Below are 20,625 nucleotides of genomic sequence, written 5' to 3' on the forward strand. Positions count from 1 at the left end.
CTTGACCGGGCGCGCCGGGCGCTGCAAGAGCAGCCAAGGTTTTTTTAAGGATCGCCGCATGTCCCAGAATTTTGACGTCCTCGCGCTCGGCAACGCCATTGTCGATGTTCTCGCCCCCGTCGACGACGATTTTATCGTCGCGCAAGGTCTTCGAAAGGGCGGCATGCAGCTCATCGACGAGGCCCAGGCGCTGGCCCTCTATGACGCGATGGGCGCGACCACCATTGTCTCCGGCGGTTCGGCGGCCAATACCGTGGCGGGTCTCGCCAGCTTCGGCGCCAAGGCCGCCTTTGTCGGCAAGGTGCGCGACGACGAGGCGGGACATGCGTTCACCCATGACATCAAGGCCGTGGGCGTGCATTTTTCCACGCCGGCCGCGACGGACGGTCCGAGCACCGCGCGCTGCCTTGTGCTGGTGACCCCCGATGGCCAGCGCACCATGAACACGTTTCTGGGCGCCTGCCAGAACCTGACCGTCGCCGATCTCGATCCCGCCGCCATCAAGGCCGCCCAGGTGCTTTATCTCGAAGGCTATCTCTGGGACCCGCCGCACGCGAAGGAAGCCTTTGTCGAAGCCGCGAAAATTTCCCATGCCGCGGGCCGGCAGGTGGCGCTGACCCTGTCCGACACATTTTGCGTCGACCGCTACCGCGACGAATTCTTGGGGCTGATCCGCGACGGCGTCGTCGACATCGTCTTCGCCAACGAGTCGGAACTGCACGCTTTGTTCCAGACCGCCGATTTCGACGTGGCGCTGGCCGCGCTTCGCAATGAAAAGGTTTTGGCGGCGGTGACTCGCAGCGAAAAGGGCGCCGCGATCCTGCGCGCCGGCGAGGTGGTTTCCGTTCCCGCCGCGCCGATCGAAAAACTGGTCGACACCACGGGCGCGGGCGACCTGTTCGCCGCCGGCTTCCTCGCCGGTTACACCCGCGGAAAGCCGCTCGACCATTGCGCCCGGCTCGGCGCCCTCGCGGCGGCGGAGATCATCCAGCATTATGGCGCGCGGCCGGAGGTCAGCCTGTCCGGCCTCGCCGACCAGAGCGGCTACGTTCACGCGGTGTGAACGGCACAAACTCTGGAAACGCTTCCAGCCGATCCGGCCCTCGCCGGATCGGCTTTTTCGTGGCTCAGGCGGCGCGGGTCTGCGCCACTTGCGCGGCGGCCGAGACCAGACGCGTGATATAGTCTTTCGCCTGGTCGGGCGCGCGCCGGTAGCGGTGCAGCACCAAGTCGGTCAGCTCGTCGACCACCACGGCGTCGGCGCGGTCGATCAAGGCGGGATTGACGTGGGATTCCTTGACGATATGCGCCAGCGCCTGCCGGGAGGCGCGGCCCTGGCTCGCCAATTGGCGAAGATAGGCGCGCCAGCACGACCAGTGCAGGCGCGCCGCCTGACGGGCGCGATCGGTTTCGCTGAAGGCGGTGGAGTAGAATCCGAACAATCTGTCGCAGACCGGCGCCTCGCTCCATGAGGTCAGGTCGTCGGGAGATTTCGGGGCGAGGGTCGTTGAGGCGGTGGGGAGGAAGACTGACATAACGCTAGGATACACTTCGTTTGTTTCATTAATTTGGCTCGTGAAATGAGACAATTGGAAGGCAAAGGTTCCGCTTGGGACGCCCTATCCACCGTTTGCTCGCCCCCTGTGGATAAAGCCTGGCGCAAATAAAAACGCCGGCGGGAGCCCCGCCGGCGCTGCATGTCTGAACCTTTGCGCCGCGATCAGTGGCGGAAGTGGCGATGTCCGGTCAGGACCATGGCGAGACCGGCCTCGTCGGCCGCCTGGATCACCAGATCGTCGCGCATGGAGCCGCCGGGCTGGATCACCGCCGTCGCGCCGGCCTCGGCCGCCGCCAGCAGGCCGTCGGCGAAGGGGAAGAAGGCGTCGGAGGCGACCACCGAGCCCTTGGCCAGCGTTTCCGGCAGGCCGGCGGCCTTGGCGGCCTCCGCGGCTTTCCAGGCGGCGATGCGCGAGGAATCGACGCGGCTCATCTGGCCCGCGCCAATGCCGACGGTCGCGCCATCCTTGGCGTAAACGATGGCGTTGGACTTGACGTGCTTGGCGACGCGGAAGGCGAATTTCAGGTCGGCCAGCTCCTGGGCGGTGGGCGCGCGCTTGGTCACCACTTTCAGCTCCATGTCGTCGACGACCGCATTGTCGCGCGACTGGAACAGCAGGCCGCCCGACACCGAACGCACCGCCAGTCCAACCTTGCGCGGATCGGACAGGCCGCCGGTGAGCAGCAGCCGCAAATTCTTCTTCGCGCCGATCAACGCGATGGCGTCCTCATCGGCGTCGGGCGCGATGATCACTTCGGTGAAAATCTTGACGATTTCCGTCGCGGCCTCGGCGTCCAGTTTTTTGTTCAGCGCGACAATGCCGCCATAGGCCGAGACCGTGTCGCAAGCAAAAGCCTTCAAATAGGCTTCCTTCAGGCTCGCGCCTTCGGCGACGCCGCACGGATTCGCGTGCTTGATGATGGCCACCGCCGCCGTGCGCGCGGGGTCGAATTCCGAGGCCAGCTCGAAGGCGGCGTCGGTGTCGTTGACATTGTTGTAGGAGAGCTGCTTGCCCTGCACCTGCCGCGCCGTGGCGACGCCGGGGCGGTTTTCGCCGGTGAGATAAAAGCCCGCCTTCTGGTGCGGGTTCTCGCCATAGCGCATCGGCTCAGACAGCTTGCCGCCGACGGCGCGGTACTCGGGCGTGTCCTCGCCGATCGCCTGGGCGAACCAGTTGGAAATCGCGGAATCGTAAGCCGCGGTGCGCGCATAGGCCTTTTGCGCCAGTTTTCTGCGCAGGGCGCGGGTGGTGGCGCCGCCATGGGCTTCGAGCGACTCAAGAATGACGGAATAATCGGCGACATCGACGACCACGGCGACATCGTCATGGTTCTTCGCGGCGGCGCGGATCATCGCGGGGCCGCCGATGTCGATGTTCTCGATGGTCTCGTCCCAGCCGGCGCCCTTGGCCACGGTCGCCTCGAACGGATAGAGATTGACCACCAGCAGGTCGATGGGCTCGATGCCATGGGCGAGCATGGCCGCCTCGTGCTCGGGGTTCTCGCGGATCGCCAGCAGGCCGCCGTGGACCTTGGGATGCAGAGTCTTGACGCGGCCGTCCATCATTTCCGGGAAGCCGGTGACGTCGGAGACGTCGACGACCGGAATGCCGGCGTCGGCGATCGCCTTGCGGGTGCCGCCGGTGGAAATCAGCACGACGCCCCGCGCGGAAAGGGCGCGGGCGAAATCGATCAGTCCGGTCTTGTCGGAAACGGAAAGCAGCGCGCGCTTCAGAACACGAGCGTCAGTCATCTTGTCTCTCTTTCGAAAATGTCCGCAGTTCAAGCCGGCGGGGCGATTTTGCCGCGCTTAGCATGTTTCGGCCGCGAATCAAACGCGCTTGCTCAGCTTTGTGCTGGAAGTCTAGAGCGTCCGCCGCAGCCGCGCGGCGATTTCGCCGATCAGCCCGCGCCGGAAGGCGAGCACGCAGATCACGAAAATCGCGCCCTGGATCACCGTCATCCACTGGGCGAAATCCGGCCCGCCGATGCGGTTCAGGACCTCCGGGATCGCCACGACGAAAATGGCGCCGATGACCGGGCCGGTCATGGTGCCCATGCCGCCGAGCAGGACCATCAGGATCACTTCGCCCGACATCGACCAGTGCATGTCGGTGAGCGTCGCGCTCTGCGTCACCAGCGCCTTCGTTCCCCCGGCGAGGCCGGCGAGCGCCGCCGACAGCCCGAAGGCCGCCAGCTTGTAGGAGTCCACGCTGTAGCCCAGCGAAATCGCGCGTGGCTCGTTCTCGCGGATCGCCTTGAGCACGGAGCCGAACGGCGAATGCACGATCCGATAGATGGCCAGCAGCCCGCACAGGAACACGACCAGGACGAAATAATACATGACGCGGTCGTCGCCGAGCGGGATCAGGCCAAAAAGCTTGCCGCGCGGGACGCCTTGAATGCCGTCCTCGCCATGGGTGAAGGGGACCTGAAGAGCGACGAAATAGCCCATCTGCGCCAGGGCGAGCGTGATCATCGAGAAATAGATGCCCTGGCGGCGGATCGACAGCGCGCCGGCGACGAGGCCCAGCAGGCCGACGAAGGCGGTGGCGGCGAGCAGAGTGAGTTCCGGCGGCCATCCCCAGACCTTGGCGACATGGGCGGCGATATAGGCCGCGCCGCCGAAAAACAGCGCATGGCCGAAGGAGAGCAAGCCGGCATAGCCGACCAGCAGGTTGAAGGCGCTCGCGAACAGGGCGAAGCACAGGGCTGTGGCGAGGAAGAACGGATAGAGGGCGAAGGGCGCGACGGCGAGCAGCGCCGCCAGCACGGCGAAGGCGATGAACTCCGCCGGTTTCGGCCGGGATGCGGTGGGCCCCTTGGCTGCGAGCGCGTGTGTCAAAGTTTTTTCCCAAATAGTCCGGTCGGCTTCACCAGCAGCACGGCGACCATGATGACGAAGACGACGATATTCGCCGCCTGCGGATAAAACACTTTTGTCAGGCCCTCGACGATGCCGAGCATGAAGCCGGCGCCGATGGCGCCAAGGATCGAGCCCATGCCGCCGATCACGACCACCGCGAAGACGACAATGATGAAATCCGCGCCCATCAGCGGCCGCACCTGGTAGATCGGCGCGGCCAGCACGCCCGCGAGCGCGGCGAGGCCGACGCCAAAACCGTAAGTCAGCGTGATCAGCCGCGGAACGTTGATGCCGAAGGCGCGGGTGAGCTCCGGGTTCTCCGTCGCGGCGCGCAGCACCGAGCCGAGCCGGGTTTTCTCGATCATGAACCAGGTGAACAAGCAGACGCAGAGCGAAAAGACGACGGCCCAGGCGCGATAGGTCGGCAGGTACATGAAGCCGAGATTGGTGCCGCCCTTGAGTTGCTCCGGCAAGGGATAGGGCTGCCCGGAGGCGCCGAACTGGTTTTGAAATACGCCCTGGATGATCAGGGCGAGGCCGAAGGTGAGCAGCAGGCCGTAAATGTGGTCAAGCCCGGCCAGGCGCTTGAGCATGGTCCGTTCGATGACCATGCCGAACAGCGCGACGCCGAGCGGGGCGAGAATGAGCGCCGGCCAATAGCCGATGTGGAAATAGGTGAGCAGGAACCAGGCGGCGAAGGCGCCGACCATGTAGAGAGCGCCATGGGCGAAATTGACGATGTTCAGCATGCCGAAGATCACGGCGAGGCCGAGGCTCAGCATGGCGTAGAAGGCGCCGTTGATCAGCCCGAGCAGGAGCTGGCCGAACAGGGCTTGGGTCGAGATGCCGAGCAGGGGGATCATGCGGCGGCCCCCGTGACGGCGCCTTCCTTCTCCCCTTGCGGGAGAAGGTGGATCGGCGCGTAGCGCCGAGACGGATGAGGGGGCTTGCGAGACAGGGCGGAACCCCTCATCCGGCGCTTCGCGCCACCTTCTCCCGCAATGGGAGAAGGGGTGCGCGTGGCTGTCACGAAAAATTTCACTTCTTCACCAGCGGGCATTCGCTCTGCGACAGCGGCCGGAACGCCTCGTCGGCGGGGATGGTGGCGATCACCTTGGCGTAATCCCAGGGGTATTTCGATTCCGCGGGGGTCTTGACCTGCAACAGATAGGCCGGGTGGATCTTGCGTCCGTCCTCGCGGATCGAGCCCTTGCCAAAGGCCTGGTCGTCGGTCGGCGTCGCCTTCATCTTGGCGACCACCGCGGCGCCATCGGTGGGCGAGCCCAGCGCGTCCACCGCCTTCAGATAATGCAGCACCGAGGAATAGACGCCGGCCTGCACCATGGTCGGCTTGGCGTGAGCTTTCGATTTCTGCGAAAAACGGTCGGCGAAGGCGCGGGTGTCGTCGTTGAGGTCCCAATAATAGGTGACGGTGAACTCGAGGCCCTGGGCGACGGGCAGGCCGAGCGCGTTGACGTCCGAGAGGAAGATCAGCAGCGCCGCCAGTTTCTGGCCGCCCTGGGTGATGCCGAATTCGGCCGCCTGCTTGATGGCGTTGGCGGAATCGCCGCCGGCATTGGCGAGGCCGATCACCTTGGCCTTCGACGATTGCGCCTGCAACAGTTGCGAGGAGAAGTCCGCGTTGTTGAGCGGCGCGTAAACGTTGCCGACGACCTTGCCGCCATTGGCGGCGACCACGGCCGTGGTGTCGCGCTCCAGCGCCTTGCCGAAGGCATAGTCGGCGGTGATGAAATACCAGGTGTCGCCGCCGGCCTTGGTCATGGCCTTGCCGGTGCCATTGGCCAGCGCATAGGTGTCATAGGTCCAGTGGATCTGGTTGGGCGTGCAGGCCTTGCCCGTCAGATCGGAGGAAGCGGCGCCGGAGTTGAGAAAGACCTTGTTCTTGTCCTTGACGATCTGGCCGACCGCAAGCGCCACGCCGGAATTCAGCGTGTCGACGATGACATCCGCCTTGCCCTGGTCGAACCATTCGCGGGCGATGCTGGTGCCGACGTCGACCTTGTTGAGGTGGTCGGCGTAAACCAGTTCGACCTTCCAGCCTTTGGCGGCGAGCCCGGATTCGTCGATCGCCAGTTGCGCGGCGAGCTGCGAGCCGACGCCGCCGACATCGGCATAGGGGCCGGAGCCGTCGGTAAGCACGCCGACCTTGACCACCTTGTCGGCGGCGAAGGCGCAAGTGGTCATCACCCCCAAGGCCACGCCGGCCAAAAGAATCTTTTTCATAGGCTTCCTCCCATTCCATGCCCTCTAGGGCTTTTTGTGAAAATCAGACGCCGAGATAGGCGTGGAGCTTGTCCATATTGTCGGGCAATTCGGCGGCGGCGAAGGCGTCGATCACCCGCCCGTGCTCCATCACGTAGAAACGGTCGGCGAGTTGCGACGCCCAGCGGAAATTCTGTTCGACCAGCAAGAGGGTGAAGCCGCGCGGCTTGAGTTTCTGGATGGCGTGGCCGATCTGCTTGATGATGATCGGGGCCAGGCCTTCGGTCGGCTCGTCAAGCATCAGCAGGCGGGCGCCGGTGCGCAGGATGCGGGCGATCGCCAGCATCTGCTGCTCGCCGCCGGACAGTTTTCCGCCCATGCTGGTCGAGCGTTCCTTCAGGTTCGGGAACAGATCGTAGATTTCGTCGAGCGACAGGCCGCCGTCGGCGATTTTCGGCGGCAGCAACAGGTTTTCCAGCACGGTGAGGCTGGCGAACACGCCGCGCTCCTCCGGGCACAGCGCCACGCCGCGCCGGGCGATCTTGTCCGAGGAGAGCGCGATGGTCTCCTCGCCCTCATAACGAATCGAGCCCTGGCGCTTGCCGATCATGCCCATGATGCATTTCAGCGTCGTGGTCTTGCCCGCGCCATTGCGGCCGAGCAGGGTGACGACTTCGCCCGGACGCACCTCGAAATCCACGCCATGCAGCACATGGGATTCGCCGTACCAGGCCTGAAGCCCCGACACGTTCAGCAGTGGCTCAGACATGGGCGGCCTCCGCGCCGAGATAGGCCTGCTGCACCGCCGGATCGGAGGAGACGGCGGCGTAATCGCCCTCCGCCAAGACTTTTCCGCGCGTCAAAACGGTGATGACCTCACACAAGCTGGCGACGACATTGAGATTGTGCTCGACCATCACCACCGTGCGGCCCTGCGCCACCCGCTTGATCAAACCGGCGATGCGCTCGATGTCCTCCTGGCCCATGCCGGCGAGCGGCTCGTCGAGCAGCAGCACTTTCGGGTCAAGCGCCAGGGTGGTGGCGAGCTCCAGCGCGCGCTTGCGGCCGTAGGGCATTTCGCCCGCGGGGGTCTCCTCCCAGCCGGCGAGGCCGACTTCGTCCATCAGCGCGCGGGCCTGCGCGTCAAACTTGCGCAGAACGCGGTCGGAGCGCCAGAAATCGAAGCTCTCGCCACGCTTGCGCTGCAGGGCGGCGCGCACGTTTTCGAGCGCGGTCAGGTGCGGAAAGACGGCGGAAATCTGGAACGAGCGCACCAGCCCCAGGCGCGCGACCTCGGCGGGCCGCGCCCTGGTGATGTCCTGGCCCTCGTAGAGAATGGTCCCGCGTGTCGGGACCAGAAACTTGGTCAGCAGGTTGAAGCAGGTGCTCTTGCCCGCGCCATTGGGACCGATCAGCCCGTGAATCGTGTTCCGCCGCACGCGCAGGCGGACGTCGCTCACCGCTGTGAAGCCGGCGAATTCTTTCGTCAACCCGGATGTTTCCAGGGCATAAACCGTCATAAGGCGGCATTCCTCCCACGGAGCGTTTGCTCCGCATTCCTAGGTCCCTTTTGCCGGGACTCTGTGGGGAGAAGTGTAGGCGCCGGCGCGTCAGGGAATCAAGCGGCTGCGACGGTTTTTCTCGTTCTTTAGTCCAAAGTCGCAGGAACGATTTTCCTCTTTTCAACCCCAAAGCTCGCGCAATTAGGCGAAAGTCTGCGTGACACGATGTCGCATATTCTTGGTCTGTGCCCTCCGGGGCACTCGCCATAGCCTTCGTTTGGCGCTATGGGAGGCGCCTGCATGGTTTATTTGACTTTTGTCAATGAACGCACGGCAGGAGCGGGCAATGGCCCGCGCAATGGCAATCTGGTAGGCTTTGTGGCGCCGGATTGATTTCATTGGGGCGAAAACATGGCGCAAGCAGACTCACTGACGACAGCGCCGCCCGAGGGCGGCAAATCCATCACCTTGGGCGAAGTGACGATGATCGTCGTTTCCCTGGTCGGCGCCATCGGAGCGCTCTACATCGCGGCGAACGCCTACACGGCGCCCTACGCGTTCCACATGGCGCTCTTCGCCCTCGCCGGCCTCGGCGGCGCGATCGCGACCCTCAAGCGCTACAAGTCTCGCCCCGCGGTCATTCCGCAGGAAATCGACGGCAAGCCCAACTACAATTACGGCCCGATCAAGTTCACCTCGATCGCGGCGATCTTCTGGGGCATCGCCGGGTTCCTGGTCGGCCTGATCGTCGCCACCGAACTGGCCTTCCCCGATCTGTCCATGGGTCTGTCCTGGCTCAACTTCGGCCGGCTGCGTCCGTTGCACACCTCGGCGGTTATTTTCGCCTTCGGCGGCAACGTCCTGCTCGCGACCTCGTTCTACGCCGTGCAGCGCACCTGCCGCGCCCGTCTCGCCGGCGAGATCGCGCCCTGGTTCGTGGTGCTGGGCTACAACCTGTTCATCGTCATCGCCGGCACCGGCTACCTGCTGGGCATCACCCAGGGCAAGGAATATGCCGAACCCGAATGGTATTCCGACCTCTGGCTGACCATCGTCTGGGTGGCTTACCTGCTGGTGTTCCTGGCGACGTTGTGGAAGCGCAAGGAGCCCCACATCTACGTCGCCAACTGGTTCACCCTGGCGTTCATCATCACCATCGCCATGCTGCATCTCGGCAACAACGCTTCGGTGCCGGTGTCGATCTTCTCGCCGAAGTCCTACATCGTCTGGTCCGGCGTCCAGGACGCCATGTTCCAGTGGTGGTACGGCCATAACGCCGTTGGCTTCTACCTGACCGCCGCCTTCCTCGCCATCATGTATTATTTCGTGCCCAAGCGCGCGGAACGGCCGGTTTACTCCTACCGCCTGTCGATCATCCACTTCTGGGCCCTGATCTTCATGTACATCTGGGCCGGCCCGCACCATCTGCACTATACGGCGCTGCCGGACTGGACGCAGACGCTCGGCATGACCTTCTCGATCATGCTGTGGATGCCCTCGTGGGGCGGCATGATCAACGGCCTGATGACCCTGTCGGGCGCCTGGGACAAGCTGCGCACCGATCCCGTCCTGCGCATGCTCGTCGTCTCCGTCGCCTTCTACGGCATGTCGACCTTCGAAGGTCCGCTCATGTCGATCAAGGTGGTCAACTCGCTGTCGCACTACACCGACTGGACCATCGGCCACGTGCATTCCGGCGCTTTGGGCTGGGTGGGCTTCGTCTCCTTCGGCGCGCTCTACTGCCTGATCCCCTGGGTCTACAACAAGAAGCTGTACTCGCTGAAGCTCGTGAACTGGCACTTCTGGATCGCGACCATCGGCATCGTGCTCTACATCTCCGCCATGTGGGTGTCCGGCATCCTCCAGGGCCTGATGTGGCGCGCCTATACCGCCAACGGCTTCCTTGAATATTCCTTCATCGAAACCGTCGAAGCCATGTTCCCCTTCTACGTCATCCGCGCGGTGGGCGGCGGCCTGTTCCTCGTGGGCGCGCTGATCATGGCCTTCAACTTCTACAAGACTATTCGTTCGCCTGAAGCGGCGAGCGCGTCCGAAGCCGCTCTTGCGCCGGCCGAGTGAGGAGATCGAACATGTCCCTGTGGAGCAAACACGCGATCTTCGAGAAGAACTCCCTCGTTCTTCTGGTCGGCATTCTCATCGTGGTCGCCATCGGCGGCCTCGTCGAGATCGGCCCGCTCTTCTACCTGAAGAGCACCATTGAAACCGTCGAGGGCGTGCGGCCCTACACGCCGCTCGAACTCGCCGGACGCAACATCTACGTGCGCGAAGGCTGTTATCTCTGCCACTCGCAGATGATCCGCTCGCTGCGCGACGAGGTGGAGCGCTACGGCCATTATTCCGTGGCCGCGGAATCGAAATACGACCATCCCTTCCAGTGGGGCTCCAAGCGCACCGGTCCCGATCTTGCCCGCATTGGCGGCAAGTATTCGGATGATTGGCAGCGCGGCCATCTGAACAACCCGCGTTCGGTGGTGCCGGGCTCGGTGATGCCGCGCTACGGCTTCCTGGAGAATGCGCCGCTCGACTTCACGCACATTCAGGAAGACATGAAGGTGCTGGCGCTCGAAGGCGTGCCCTACAGCGACGACATGATCGCCAAGGCCAAGGACGACCTCAAGGCCCAGCTCGGCGACGAGACGACGGTGGCGGATCTCGCCAAGCGTTATCCCAAGGTGACCGGCCACGTCAGCAATGGCGCCAGCGGCCCGACCGAACAGGATGCGCTCGTCGCCTATCTGCAGATGCTGGGAACGACGGTCGACTTCAAACTCTACAATGAAAAGGCCAACTGGCGCTGAGAGGGCGACATGGACGTCGAAGCTTTCTTCACACAGATGAAAATCGTGAGCATCCTCTCGGTCGTGGTCGCCTTCCTTGGAGTCGTCGTCTACGCGCTCTGGCCATCGAAGAAGAAAGCCTTCGACGAAGCCGCTCGCCTGCCGCTCAACGAGGATTGAACGATGGTTGATCACACGCACCAAGATATAGATGCGGCCACGGGCACACCGACCACTGGCCACGAATGGGACGGAATCAAGGAGCTGAACACGCCGCTGCCGCGCTGGTGGCTGTGGCTGTTCTACGCCTGTATCGTCTGGGCCGTCGGCTATTGGGTGTTCTATCCGGCGATTCCGCTTCCCGGCGGCCACACGCCGGGCATTCTCGGCTGGACCTCGCGCGGCGCGGTCAACGGGGACGTGCAGGAGCTGGTGCGCCAGCGCGCCGAATTCGTCGGCAAGATCGAAAAGGCCTCGCTCCAGGAGATCAGCGCCGATCCGAAGCTCGCCGAATTCGCCCGCGCCTATGGCCGGTCGGCGTTCGGCAATAATTGCGCGCCGTGCCACGGCTCCGGCGGTCAGGGCGCGGTGGGCTATCCGAACCTCGCCGGCGACCGCTGGTTGTGGGGCGGCTCGCTCGACCAGATCGCGGCGACCATCACCCATGGCGCGCGCACCGGCGATCCCGAGGGCCACGATCCCGCGGGCGCGGCGGGCATGCCGGCCTGGTCCAAGATGGGCCTGGACGCAACGCAGATCGAACAGGTGTCGGATTACGTCGTGGCGCTGCACAATGGCGCGGCGACGGATGCGCTGCCGGGCAAGAAGATCTTCGCCGAGAATTGCGCCGCGTGCCACGGCGAAGACGCGAAGGGCAACCCCGAAATGGGCGCCCCCAACCTGACCTCCAAGTCCAAGTGGCTCTACGGCTCGGACAAGGCGACCATCGTGCAGACCGTCGCCAACGGCCGCGCCGGTCAGATGCCGGCCTGGGGCGCCAAGCTCGATCCCGCGACCATCAAGTCGCTGGCGATCTTCGTCCACTCGCTGGGCGGCGGCAAGTGAGCCTGGGCTCAGCGCTGTGACAATCCCAAGCGGCGAAGCCAGCTCCGGCTTCGCCGCTTGCACATTGCGGGCTCATCGGCGATCAGGTTGATCTAGATCAAAATAAGGACGAAATAGTCATGGACTCCGCGGGTTTCGCGGGCCTATACACACGCGACGCTCCCCCGAATTCGCGATTTTCGCGCCAGCCCTTCCGGGTTCGCGCCGGGGCGATGCAACGGATCAAGCGAAATGACGCTCAGCGTTGAAAACACCAAGACCCGAACGAAGCTCCCGGAGCCGGAGGAATCGGATTCCCTCTACGAGGCGCGCAAACAGATCTATCCGCAGAGCGTGTCGGGCACATTCCGCAACATCAAGTGGGGCCTGCTGGTCGGCGGCATGCTGCTCTACTATTTCCTGCCGTTCCTGCGCTGGGACCGGGGTCCCGACCAGCCGGGGCAGGCGGTGCTCATCGATCTCGCCAACGGCCGCTTCTATTTCTTCGGCATCGCCATCTGGCCGCAGGAAGTCTATTACATCACCGGCCTGCTGATCCTCGCCGCCTTCACTCTGTTCCTGATGAACGCGCTGGCGGGCCGCGTCTGGTGCGGCTATCTCTGCCCGCAGACCGTGTGGACCGACCTTTACCTGCTGATCGAGCGCTGGACCCAGGGCGAGCGCCGCGAGCGCATGAAAAAGGCGGGCCAGCCTTGGACCGCGCGCACCATGGCGCAAGCCGTCTCCAAACATGCGCTGTGGCTGCTGGTCGCCTGGTGGACCGGCGGCGCCTGGGTGCTCTATTTCGCCGACGCGCCGACCCTGGTGAAACAGCTCGCCACTTTTGACGCGCCCGCGCAGGCTTACATCTGGATCGGCATTTTCACCGCCACCACCTATGTGCTGGCCGGCTTCGCCCGCGAGCAGGTCTGCCTCTACATGTGCCCGTGGCCGCGCATCCAGGCGGCGCTCACCGACGAATGGGCGCTCAACGTCACCTATCGCGTCGATCGCGGCGAACCGCGCGGCTCCGTGAAGAAGGCCAGGGCGCTGCGGGAGGCCGGACAGCCCGCCGGCGACTGCGTCGACTGCAACCAATGCGTGGTCGTGTGCCCGACCGGCGTCGACATCCGCAACGGCCTGGACATGGGCTGCGTCCAATGTGGTTTGTGCATCGACGCCTGCGACACTGTCATGACCAAGATCGGCCGCCCCAAGGGCCTGATCGGCTATGACACCGACCTCAATGTCGAGCGGCGCGCCCAGGGGCTGCCGGCGCTCAAGCCGAGAATTTTCCGGGCGCGCACCATCACCTATATGGTGCTGATCCTGGGCGTTGCGGCGTTTATGGGCGTCAGCCTCGCCACCCGCCACACTTTGGGCGTCGACGTGATGCACGACCGCAATCCGATCTTTGTCGCGCTGTCCGACGGCTCCTTGCGCAACGGCTACACCATTCGCGCGCTCAACAAGACCGGCGCCGCGCGCGATTTCACCTTGACCCTCGAGGGTCTGCCCCGGGGCCAGTTGGACATTCTCGGCCAGAAAGGCGCCGGCGCGCTCGACGTGCATGTGGAGGCGGACCAGACGCTGGAATTGCGCGTGATGGTCACCACGCCGCCCGACGCGACGCCGCCACAGAGCACGCCTATAAAATTCATCCTGACCGACCCGAAGACGGGCGAACAGGCCTCGCGCGCGGACTTCTTCAAGGGGCCGTGACTTCACTGAGGAGAGAGCGATGACGGAAGACAGCGATTACCAGCCCGCGGGCCGGCCCCTCACCGGGCGCTCGGTCCTGCTGATGCTGATGGCGTTCTTCGGCGTGATGCTGGCCGTCAATGTCTACATGGCGCGCGAGGCGGTCGCCACGCATCCCGGCCTCGACCAGCGCAATCCCTATGATGAGGGCGTCGCCTACAACAAGGAAATCGCCGCCGCCCGGGCGCAGGACGCGCTGGGCTGGTCGGTGGACCTGACCCGCGCGCGAAAGGGCGCGGCGACCGAGGTGACCGCGAGCGTCAAGGACAAGGCGGGCCAGCCGGTGAGCGGTTTGCAGGCGAGCCTGCATTTTGTTCATCCCTCGTCCAGCCGGCTCGACAAGGAGGTGGCGGCCGGCGTCATCGCCGACGGGCTTTATGCTGGCGCGGCCGACCTGACGCCCGGCCATTGGCTGGTGGAAATCGCCTTCACGCGCGATGGCGAGACAATATTCCGCTCGAAGAACACGCTCAACGTCGAGTAGTCTTATGGGCGCGGCGCCGGATTTCACCCATTTCGTCCGGACCGACGAGGACGGCCGGTCGCGGCTCGATCTCGCGATCGACGGGATCACCTGCGCCGCCTGCCTGCCCGACATCGAAACGGCGATGAAACGCCTGCCGGGGGTCAAACTTGCCCGGCTCAATCTCACCAGCCATCGCCTGGCGCTGACCTATGATCCGCAGCAGGTGGAGCCCGCCCGCTTCACCGGCGCCCTGGAGGCGATTGGCTACCGCGCCTATCCCTACGAACAGCGGCAGGTCGAGGCCGACGAGCAGGCGCGCTTCGTGCTGTTGCTCAAATGCCTTGGCGTCGCGGTGTTCGCCGCCATGAACATCATGCTGCTGTCGATTTCGGTCTGGTCGGGCCAATCGACCTCGCTGCCGCCGGAAACCCGCGATTTCTTCCACTTGGTCTCGGCGGTGATCGCGCTGCCCGCCGCCGCCTATGCGGGGCAGCCGTTTTTCACTTCGGCCTGGGCGGCGATCCGCCAGCGCCGGCTCAATATGGATGTGCCGATCACCATCGGCGTGACGCTGGCGCTGGGCCTGTCGGTTTACGAAACCCAGCATCACGCCGACCACGCCTATTTCGACTCGGCCATCATGCTGCTCGCCTTCCTGCTGGCGGGGCGCGTGGTGGATCAGGCGATGCGCCGCCGCACCAAGACGGCGGCCGGAAATTTAGCCGCGCTCAAGGGCGAGAACGCGCTGCGTTTCGATGGCGCGGAGTGGGGGCTTGTCCCCGTCGCGGCGCTGGCCCCGGGCGACCGCCTGCTGGTGCGCGCCGGCGAGCGCGTGCCCGCCGATGGCGTGATCGTCGAGGGTTTGAGCGCGGTCGATGAAAGCGCCATCACCGGCGAAACCGATCCCAAGCCGGTCGAACCCGGCGATCATGTCTACGCCGGCACGGTCAATGGCGAGGGCGCGCTGACCGTGGATGTGACGGCGGCCGGCCATTCCGCGCTGATCGACGAGGCGGCGCGGCTGATCGAACAGGCGGGCGCGGCGCGCTCGCGTTACATGCAGCTCTCGGATCGGGTGTCGCAGCTTTATGCGCCCGCCGTGCATCTCACCGCTTTGGTCACCGGGCTGAGCTGGTGGCTGTTTTTCGGCGCGTCCCCGCATGACGCGTTGGTGATCGCGATTTCGGTGCTGATCATCACCTGCCCCTGCGCTTTGGCGTTGGCGGTGCCCACCGTGCAGGCCATGGCCTCCGGCGCCTTCTTCCGCTCCGGCCTGTTCTTGAATGACGCGCGGGGCCTGGAGAAACTCGGCGAGATCGATGCGGTCGTGTTCGACAAGACCGGCACGCTGACCCTGCCGCAAGCCGGCGTCGCCAATGCCGACGAAATTCCGGCCGACCTGTTGGAGCTCGCCGGGCGTTTGGCGCGCTCCAGCCATCATCCGCTGGCTTTGGCGCTGGCCCGCAGTCTGCGCGCCCGCGCGCCTCTGCCGGAGGCGCGGGAAACGTCGGGGCAGGGCGTGTCGGCGCCCCACGAGGGCGACGAGGCGCGGCTCGGCTCCGCCGCCTTTTGCGCCGCCGAGCATTTGGCGACTGACGCTGAGGCCAGTTCGATTTATGTGCGCGCCGGCGAGCGCGTGGCGCAGCTGTCGATCCGCCAGAGCCTGCGGCCAGATGCGGCGCGCGTGGTCGCGCATTTGCGGGACGCCGGGCTTGATCTGCACATTCTCTCCGGCGACCGCGCCGAGGCGGTGGCCCCGGTCGCGGAAAAACTGGGAATCGCCGACTGGCGCGGCGGCCAAAAGCCGGCGGAAAAGATCGCTTTTGTCGAGGCGCTGAAGGCGCAGGGCAAAAGGGTGTTGATGGTCGGCGACGGGCTGAACGACGCGCCGGCGCTCGCGGCCGCCCACGCCTCGATCTCGCCCATCGACGCGGTGCATCTGACCCAGGGACAGGCGGACGCCGTGTTTCTCGGCGACCGTCTGCTGCCCGTGGCGGCGGCGCTGGCGATTTCGCAACAGGCCCGCGCCCTGATGAAGCAAAACCTTGGCTTCGCCATCGTCTATAATGCGATTGCGGTGCCCGTCGCCATGGCGGGCCACGCCTCGCCCCTGTTCGCGGCGCTGGCCATGTCCGGTTCGTCGATCCTGGTGACGCTGAATGCGTTGCGCTTGCGCGGACCGGGCAAAAGCGTCACTCTGCTCGCCAAACCTTTGCGAGATCAGCCATGAACGTTCTGGTCTTCCTCATTCCCCTGGCCATTCTCCTCGGCCTGCTCGCCCTCTACGGGCTGTTCTGGTCGCTGAAGCGCAACCAGTACGAGGATATGGAGGGCGCGGCCTATCGCATCCTGCTCGACGACGATATCGAGAAGAAATGACCGCAATCGAGCATAGCCCCTCGCCGGAGCCCGGCGCGGGGATGGCGCGGGCGGGACGTCTCGCTTGCTTCTGTCCGCCCGGCGCGCCTTCGCCCGGTTCCGCTGGCCTGGAGACCGAGGGGCGCTGGAGCCCCGGCGTGCTGACGCTGGCCGGCGGCTTCGCCCTTTCGGTGTTGTCGCAGAGCCTGACCCTCGGCATGTTGCCGCTCGCTGGCCGGCTGCTGGCGCCGACGCCGCATCTGATGTCGGCGCCCTATATCGCCATGCTGCTGGGCGCGGCGCTGGCCACCTTTCCCGCCTCCTTCCTGCTCGACGCCTTTGGGCGGCGCGCGGCGCTGGCGCTGGGGGCAAGCCTCGGCGTCGCCGGCGGGCTGATCATGGCCTGGGGCCTGAGCTTTTCGCTGTTCGCGCCGTTCTGCCTCGGGGCGTTCTGGCTTGGCGTCGCCCAAGGATTTTCGTTTTTCTATCGCCACGAGGCGGCGCTGGGGTCGAGCGCCGGAGGGCGGGCCCGGGCGGCTTTACTCGTGTTCGGCAGCGGCGCGCTGGCGGGGCTGATTGGGCCGGCGCTGGCCGGTTTCGTCGCCCAGCACGCGCCGGAAAAATTGTTTGCCGCGACGGCGATGGCGGCGGCGGGAACGCAAGTTTTGGTGCTGGTCCTCGCCGTGCTCACGACCGCGCGCGCGCCCATCCTGCCCTCGGCCGCGCTCCGCGAAGACGCCGCCCCGGACTGGAAGGCGTTCGTCGCGCCCAGCCTGATCGCGGCTCTGGCCTGGTTCGGCATGACCGTCGCGATGGTTGGCGCGCCCGGCGCCATGGCGGGGTGCGGGATCGCCGTCTCCGATATTTTCTCCGCCGTGTCCTGGCATATCATCGCCATGTACGCTCCGGCCTTCTTCGCCGGCGCTTTGGCCCGGCGCCTGGGCGCCGACGTCACCGCCGGGCTCGGCCTGGCCCTGATCGCCGCGGCCTGGGCCATCGAGATTTACGCCGGCGACTATTGGCGCTTCGCCGCCGCGCTGATCGTGGTGGCGGTCGGCTGGAGTTTTGCGACCGCCGGCGCGTCGCTGCGGCTTTATCGCGCCCATCCGTCGCGGGCGATGCTGGCCGCCCATGACGCGCTGCTGTTCGTCTCCGCCATGGCCGGCGCCTTCGCCGCCGCCTTTTTGCCCGTCGCATGACCGCGGCCGCCAAAATCCTGTCGATCGCCGGGTCCGACCCCTCGGGCGGCGCCGGCGTCCAGGCCGATTTGAAGACCTTTGCGGCCTTCGGTTGCTACGGCATGGCGGCGATCAGCGCGCTCACCGCGCAGAATACGCTTGGCGTGCAAGGCGTGAGCGTGGTTCCCGCCGATTTCGTCGCGCAACAGATCGACTCCATTTTCGCCGACATCGCCGTGGACGCCGTCAAAATCGGCATGATCGGCGCGCCGGAGAATGCGACCGCCATTGCGTCGGCGCTCTCCCGCGCCAAAGCGAAAAACATCGTGCTCGATCCCGTGCTGGTGGCGACCAGCGGTCATCAACTCGGCGGCGATGTGATGGCGGCGCCGCTGCAAAAAATGTTTGCGCTGGCGCGGGTCGTGACGCCCAATCTGATCGAAGCCGCCCGTCTGCTGGGCGGCGGCGAGGCGCGCGGTCTGGACGACATGCGCGATTTGGCCTTGCGCCTGCGCGCGCTCGGAGCGCCGGCGGTTCTGGTCAAGGGCGGGCATTTGCAGGGCGACGCGCTCGACCTGCTTTACGATGGCGCGCAGTTTCACCAATTCACCGCGCTGCGTGTGCCCACGCGCAACACCCATGGCACCGGCTGCGCCTTGTCCTCGGCCATTGCGGCGCTGCTCGGGCTGGGTTTTGCCCTGCCCGATGCCGTCGGACGCGCCAAGGCCTGGCTGACGCGGGCGCTGCAAGCCGGCGCCGAGATTCACATTGGCGGCGGCCACGGCCCGCCGCACCACTTTTGCGATTGTCCCAAATGATCGTCGAAAAACAACGCATCACCATCCCCGAGCTTCGGCTGCTCTGCGGCGCGACGCTCAACAACGTTCCGGCGGGCTACGAGACTTACGGGCGGCTCAATGCCGCGCGCGACAACGCCATCCTCGTTTGCCATTATTTTTCCGGGACCAGCCACGCCGCCGGGCGTTATCGCGCGGACGACGCCAAGCCCGGCTATTGGGACGAGATCATCGGCCCGGGCAAGGCGGTGGACACGGACAGGTTTTTCGTCATCTCCGTCGACAGTCTTTGCAATCTCAACGCCTTCGACCCGAATGTGGCGACCTTCGGCCCGGCGAGCCTTGATCCCGCTGGCAAGCCGTTCGGGTTGCGTTTCCCGGCCGTCGCCATCGCGGATTTCGTGCGGCTGCAAAAGGCCGTGCTGGACGCGCTCGGCATCGAGCGGCTGCATGCGGTGATGGGGCCGTCGATGGGCGGCCTGCAAACCTTCGAATGGGCGGCGTCCTTCCCCGAAAAAGTGGGACGGATCATCCCCGTCATCGTCGCGCCGAATTTCGGCGCCTGGCTCACCGGCTGGCTGTCCATGTGGGCGCAGCCGATCCGGCTCGATCCCGCCTGGCGCGGCGGCGATTATTATGCAACCGGCGCGCCAAAGGCGGGCTTGGAGGCGGCGCTCAAACTGATCACGCTGCACGCGCTCGACGCGGAATGGGCCGACACGATCGGGCGCGGTCTCTTGGACGGCGCCGATCCCGCCGACCTCGGCGGCGCGCCCTTCGCCATCGAGCTGGCGCTGGCCGAGGCCGCGCGCGAGCGGGCGGCGCTGGTCGACGCCAACCATCTGCTCTATCTCGTGCGCGCCAACCAGACCTATATTCCTGGCGCGGGCGCCGGCGCCCGCGACGCCGACGAGGGTTTGGGGCGCATCACGGCGCCGGCGCTGATGATCTACGCGCCTCTCGACCAAGTGTTTCGCACCGAATGGGTCGCCGCCGCGGCGCGAAAGATCGGCGCCGAGACTTTTGCGCTCCACGGCCCCTACGGCCATTACAACGGCATTCAGAAAATTGCTGACGCCGCGGAGCGCATCAAAGCCTTTCTGGACAGCTGATCACGCCCCAAGGCGCGCGATCAGCTTTTCGTAGAGCGGGTTTTTCGCGGTGAACACGTAATCGCTCTCGCGGATGATCACATCCTCGGCGCCCTGGCCGATCAGCCAGTCGGCGAGCGCCGGGGCCTGCGCCTTGGCGGCGAACATGGTGATGCGGCCGTCGGCGTTGCGGCGACGCAAGCGTGCGCCGAACCCGTCGAGTTTCCCGGCAAAGCCCTCGGGCTCCGCGTGCAGGGTGGCGATCAGTTCACGGGTGGAGCGCGCCTGCTCCTCCGCCGCGATGCGCGCGAGGATTTGGCGCGCGGTTTCGCGCAAGTCCGGCGACCACTGAGCCGAAAGCGACGCCACCAGATTGGCCTCCGAGCGCAGGATCACGCCGTCATCAAGCACTTTCAACCCATTGGCGGCGAGCGTCGCGCCGGTGGAGGTGATGTCGACGATCACTTCCGCCTGTCCGGCGGCCGGGGCGCCTTCAGTGGCGCCGAGGCTCTCGACAATGTGGTAATCGGTCACGCCATGGTCGCGGAAGAAGGCGCGAGTGGTGTTGACATATTTGGTCGCCACCCGCATGCGCGTTCCGCGCCGGGCGCGAAACCCCATGGCGACATCGTCGAGATCGTCCATGTCGCGCACGTCGATCCAGGCCTGCGGCACGGCGACCACGACATTGGCGTGGCCAAAGCCGAGTTTGGTCAACAGTTCGACCTTGTCCTGGGCTTCCGCCTCGACGACGAGGTCTTCGCCGGTGACGCCGAAATGCGCGGCGCCGGAGGCGAGATTGCGCACGATTTCGGAGGCCGAGAGGAAGGCCACCTCGACATTGTCGACGCCGGCGAGCACGCCGCGATAATCGCGGGCGCCGCGCGCCTGCTGCACGGAGAGGCCGGCGCGGGCGAAAAAGGCGTTGGCGTTTTCTTGCAGGCGGCCCTTCGAGGGAACCGCCAGGACGAGTTTGTCGCTCAT

20 protein-coding genes are annotated in these 20,625 nt (G+C 65.6%); 12 read left to right on the forward strand and 8 right to left on the reverse strand.

The window, feature by feature from the left end; all coding sequences use genetic code 11:
• Positions 1-58 precede the first annotated feature (58 nt).
• Complete coding sequence (locus M2320_RS10945; protein ID WP_264597305.1) at positions 59-1,063, forward strand: adenosine kinase; 1,005 nt, start codon at positions 59-61, stop codon at positions 1,061-1,063.
• A gap of 64 nt (positions 1,064-1,127) precedes the next feature.
• Here M2320_RS10945 and M2320_RS10950 read toward each other — a convergent pair whose 3' ends face one another.
• The 7 genes from M2320_RS10950 to M2320_RS10980 form a co-directional block, all read right to left on the reverse strand.
• Entirely contained in the window at positions 1,128-1,535 is a 408-nt protein-coding gene (locus M2320_RS10950) for a hypothetical protein (protein WP_184428898.1), read from the reverse strand.
• Between the two features lie 185 nt (positions 1,536-1,720).
• Positions 1,721-3,310, reverse strand: coding sequence for a bifunctional phosphoribosylaminoimidazolecarboxamide formyltransferase/IMP cyclohydrolase (gene purH, locus M2320_RS10955; protein ID WP_264597306.1), 1,590 nt, complete (start codon positions 3,308-3,310; stop codon positions 1,721-1,723).
• 111 nt (positions 3,311-3,421) lie between these two features.
• On the reverse strand, positions 3,422-4,402 hold the full coding sequence (locus M2320_RS10960; protein ID WP_264597307.1) for a branched-chain amino acid ABC transporter permease: 981 nt from the start codon (positions 4,400-4,402) through the stop codon (positions 3,422-3,424).
• Positions 4,399-5,286, reverse strand: coding sequence for a branched-chain amino acid ABC transporter permease (locus tag M2320_RS10965; RefSeq protein WP_184428901.1), 888 nt, complete (start codon positions 5,284-5,286; stop codon positions 4,399-4,401). The genes M2320_RS10960 and M2320_RS10965 overlap by 4 nt, the downstream gene beginning before the upstream one ends.
• Before the next feature lie 175 nt (positions 5,287-5,461).
• A complete protein-coding gene (locus M2320_RS10970; protein ID WP_264597308.1) occupies positions 5,462-6,667 on the reverse strand; it encodes an ABC transporter substrate-binding protein in 1,206 nt (401 codons plus the stop codon).
• Positions 6,668-6,710: 43 nt separating this feature from the next.
• The gene (locus tag M2320_RS10975) at positions 6,711-7,415 is read right to left on the reverse strand and encodes an ABC transporter ATP-binding protein (RefSeq protein WP_264597309.1); all 705 of its coding nucleotides are present in this window, start codon (positions 7,413-7,415) and stop codon (positions 6,711-6,713) included.
• Positions 7,408-8,166: an ABC transporter ATP-binding protein gene (locus tag M2320_RS10980; RefSeq protein WP_264597310.1), complete on the reverse strand. Its 759-nt coding sequence runs from the start codon at positions 8,164-8,166 to the stop codon at positions 7,408-7,410. The genes M2320_RS10975 and M2320_RS10980 overlap by 8 nt, the downstream gene beginning before the upstream one ends.
• Before the next feature lie 393 nt (positions 8,167-8,559).
• On the opposite strand from M2320_RS10980, the gene ccoN reads away from it, so the two are divergent.
• The 11 genes from ccoN to M2320_RS11035 all read left to right on the forward strand — a co-directional run bounded on the left by ccoN (position 8,560) and on the right by M2320_RS11035 (position 19,662).
• Positions 8,560-10,227 carry a cytochrome-c oxidase, cbb3-type subunit I gene (gene ccoN, locus M2320_RS10985; RefSeq protein ID WP_264597311.1) on the forward strand — a complete coding sequence of 556 codons (1,668 nt, stop codon included), beginning with the start codon at positions 8,560-8,562 and terminating at the stop codon, positions 10,225-10,227.
• 11 nt (positions 10,228-10,238) lie between these two features.
• Complete coding sequence (ccoO, locus tag M2320_RS10990; protein ID WP_264597312.1) at positions 10,239-10,967, forward strand: cytochrome-c oxidase, cbb3-type subunit II; 729 nt, start codon at positions 10,239-10,241, stop codon at positions 10,965-10,967.
• A gap of 9 nt (positions 10,968-10,976) precedes the next feature.
• Positions 10,977-11,126 (forward strand): CcoQ/FixQ family Cbb3-type cytochrome c oxidase assembly chaperone, encoded by a 150-nt coding sequence (locus M2320_RS10995; RefSeq protein WP_184428906.1) that lies wholly within the window; start codon positions 10,977-10,979, stop codon positions 11,124-11,126.
• A 3-nt stretch (positions 11,127-11,129) separates the two neighbouring features.
• Entirely contained in the window at positions 11,130-12,011 is an 882-nt protein-coding gene (gene ccoP / locus M2320_RS11000) for a cytochrome-c oxidase, cbb3-type subunit III (protein ID WP_264597313.1), read from the forward strand.
• A gap of 231 nt (positions 12,012-12,242) precedes the next feature.
• Entirely contained in the window at positions 12,243-13,712 is a 1,470-nt protein-coding gene (ccoG, locus tag M2320_RS11005; RefSeq protein WP_264597314.1) for a cytochrome c oxidase accessory protein CcoG, read from the forward strand.
• Between the two features lie 19 nt (positions 13,713-13,731).
• Positions 13,732-14,235, forward strand: coding sequence for a FixH family protein (locus M2320_RS11010; protein WP_264597315.1), 504 nt, complete (start codon positions 13,732-13,734; stop codon positions 14,233-14,235).
• A 4-nt stretch (positions 14,236-14,239) separates the two neighbouring features.
• A complete protein-coding gene (locus M2320_RS11015; RefSeq protein ID WP_264597316.1) occupies positions 14,240-16,447 on the forward strand; it encodes a heavy metal translocating P-type ATPase in 2,208 nt (735 codons plus the stop codon).
• Positions 16,444-16,596: a cbb3-type cytochrome oxidase assembly protein CcoS gene (gene ccoS, locus M2320_RS11020; protein WP_184428911.1), complete on the forward strand. Its 153-nt coding sequence runs from the start codon at positions 16,444-16,446 to the stop codon at positions 16,594-16,596. The genes M2320_RS11015 and ccoS overlap by 4 nt, the downstream gene beginning before the upstream one ends.
• Complete coding sequence (locus M2320_RS11025) at positions 16,593-17,774, forward strand: hypothetical protein (RefSeq protein WP_264597317.1); 1,182 nt, start codon at positions 16,593-16,595, stop codon at positions 17,772-17,774. Before ccoS ends, M2320_RS11025 begins: the two co-directional genes overlap by 4 nt.
• Positions 17,771-18,571 (forward strand): bifunctional hydroxymethylpyrimidine kinase/phosphomethylpyrimidine kinase, encoded by an 801-nt coding sequence (thiD, locus tag M2320_RS11030; RefSeq protein WP_264597318.1) that lies wholly within the window; start codon positions 17,771-17,773, stop codon positions 18,569-18,571. The genes M2320_RS11025 and thiD overlap by 4 nt, the downstream gene beginning before the upstream one ends.
• The gene (locus tag M2320_RS11035) at positions 18,568-19,662 is read left to right on the forward strand and encodes an alpha/beta fold hydrolase (RefSeq protein ID WP_264597319.1); all 1,095 of its coding nucleotides are present in this window, start codon (positions 18,568-18,570) and stop codon (positions 19,660-19,662) included. Before thiD ends, M2320_RS11035 begins: the two co-directional genes overlap by 4 nt.
• On the opposite strand, the gene hisG is transcribed toward M2320_RS11035, so the two are convergent.
• Positions 19,663-20,625 carry an ATP phosphoribosyltransferase gene (gene hisG, locus M2320_RS11040; protein WP_264597320.1) on the reverse strand — a complete coding sequence of 321 codons (963 nt, stop codon included), beginning with the start codon at positions 20,623-20,625 and terminating at the stop codon, positions 19,663-19,665.

The organism is Rhodoblastus acidophilus (assembly GCF_025961575.1).
Taxonomy (GTDB): Bacteria; Pseudomonadota; Alphaproteobacteria; order Rhizobiales; family Beijerinckiaceae; genus Rhodoblastus; species Rhodoblastus acidophilus_C.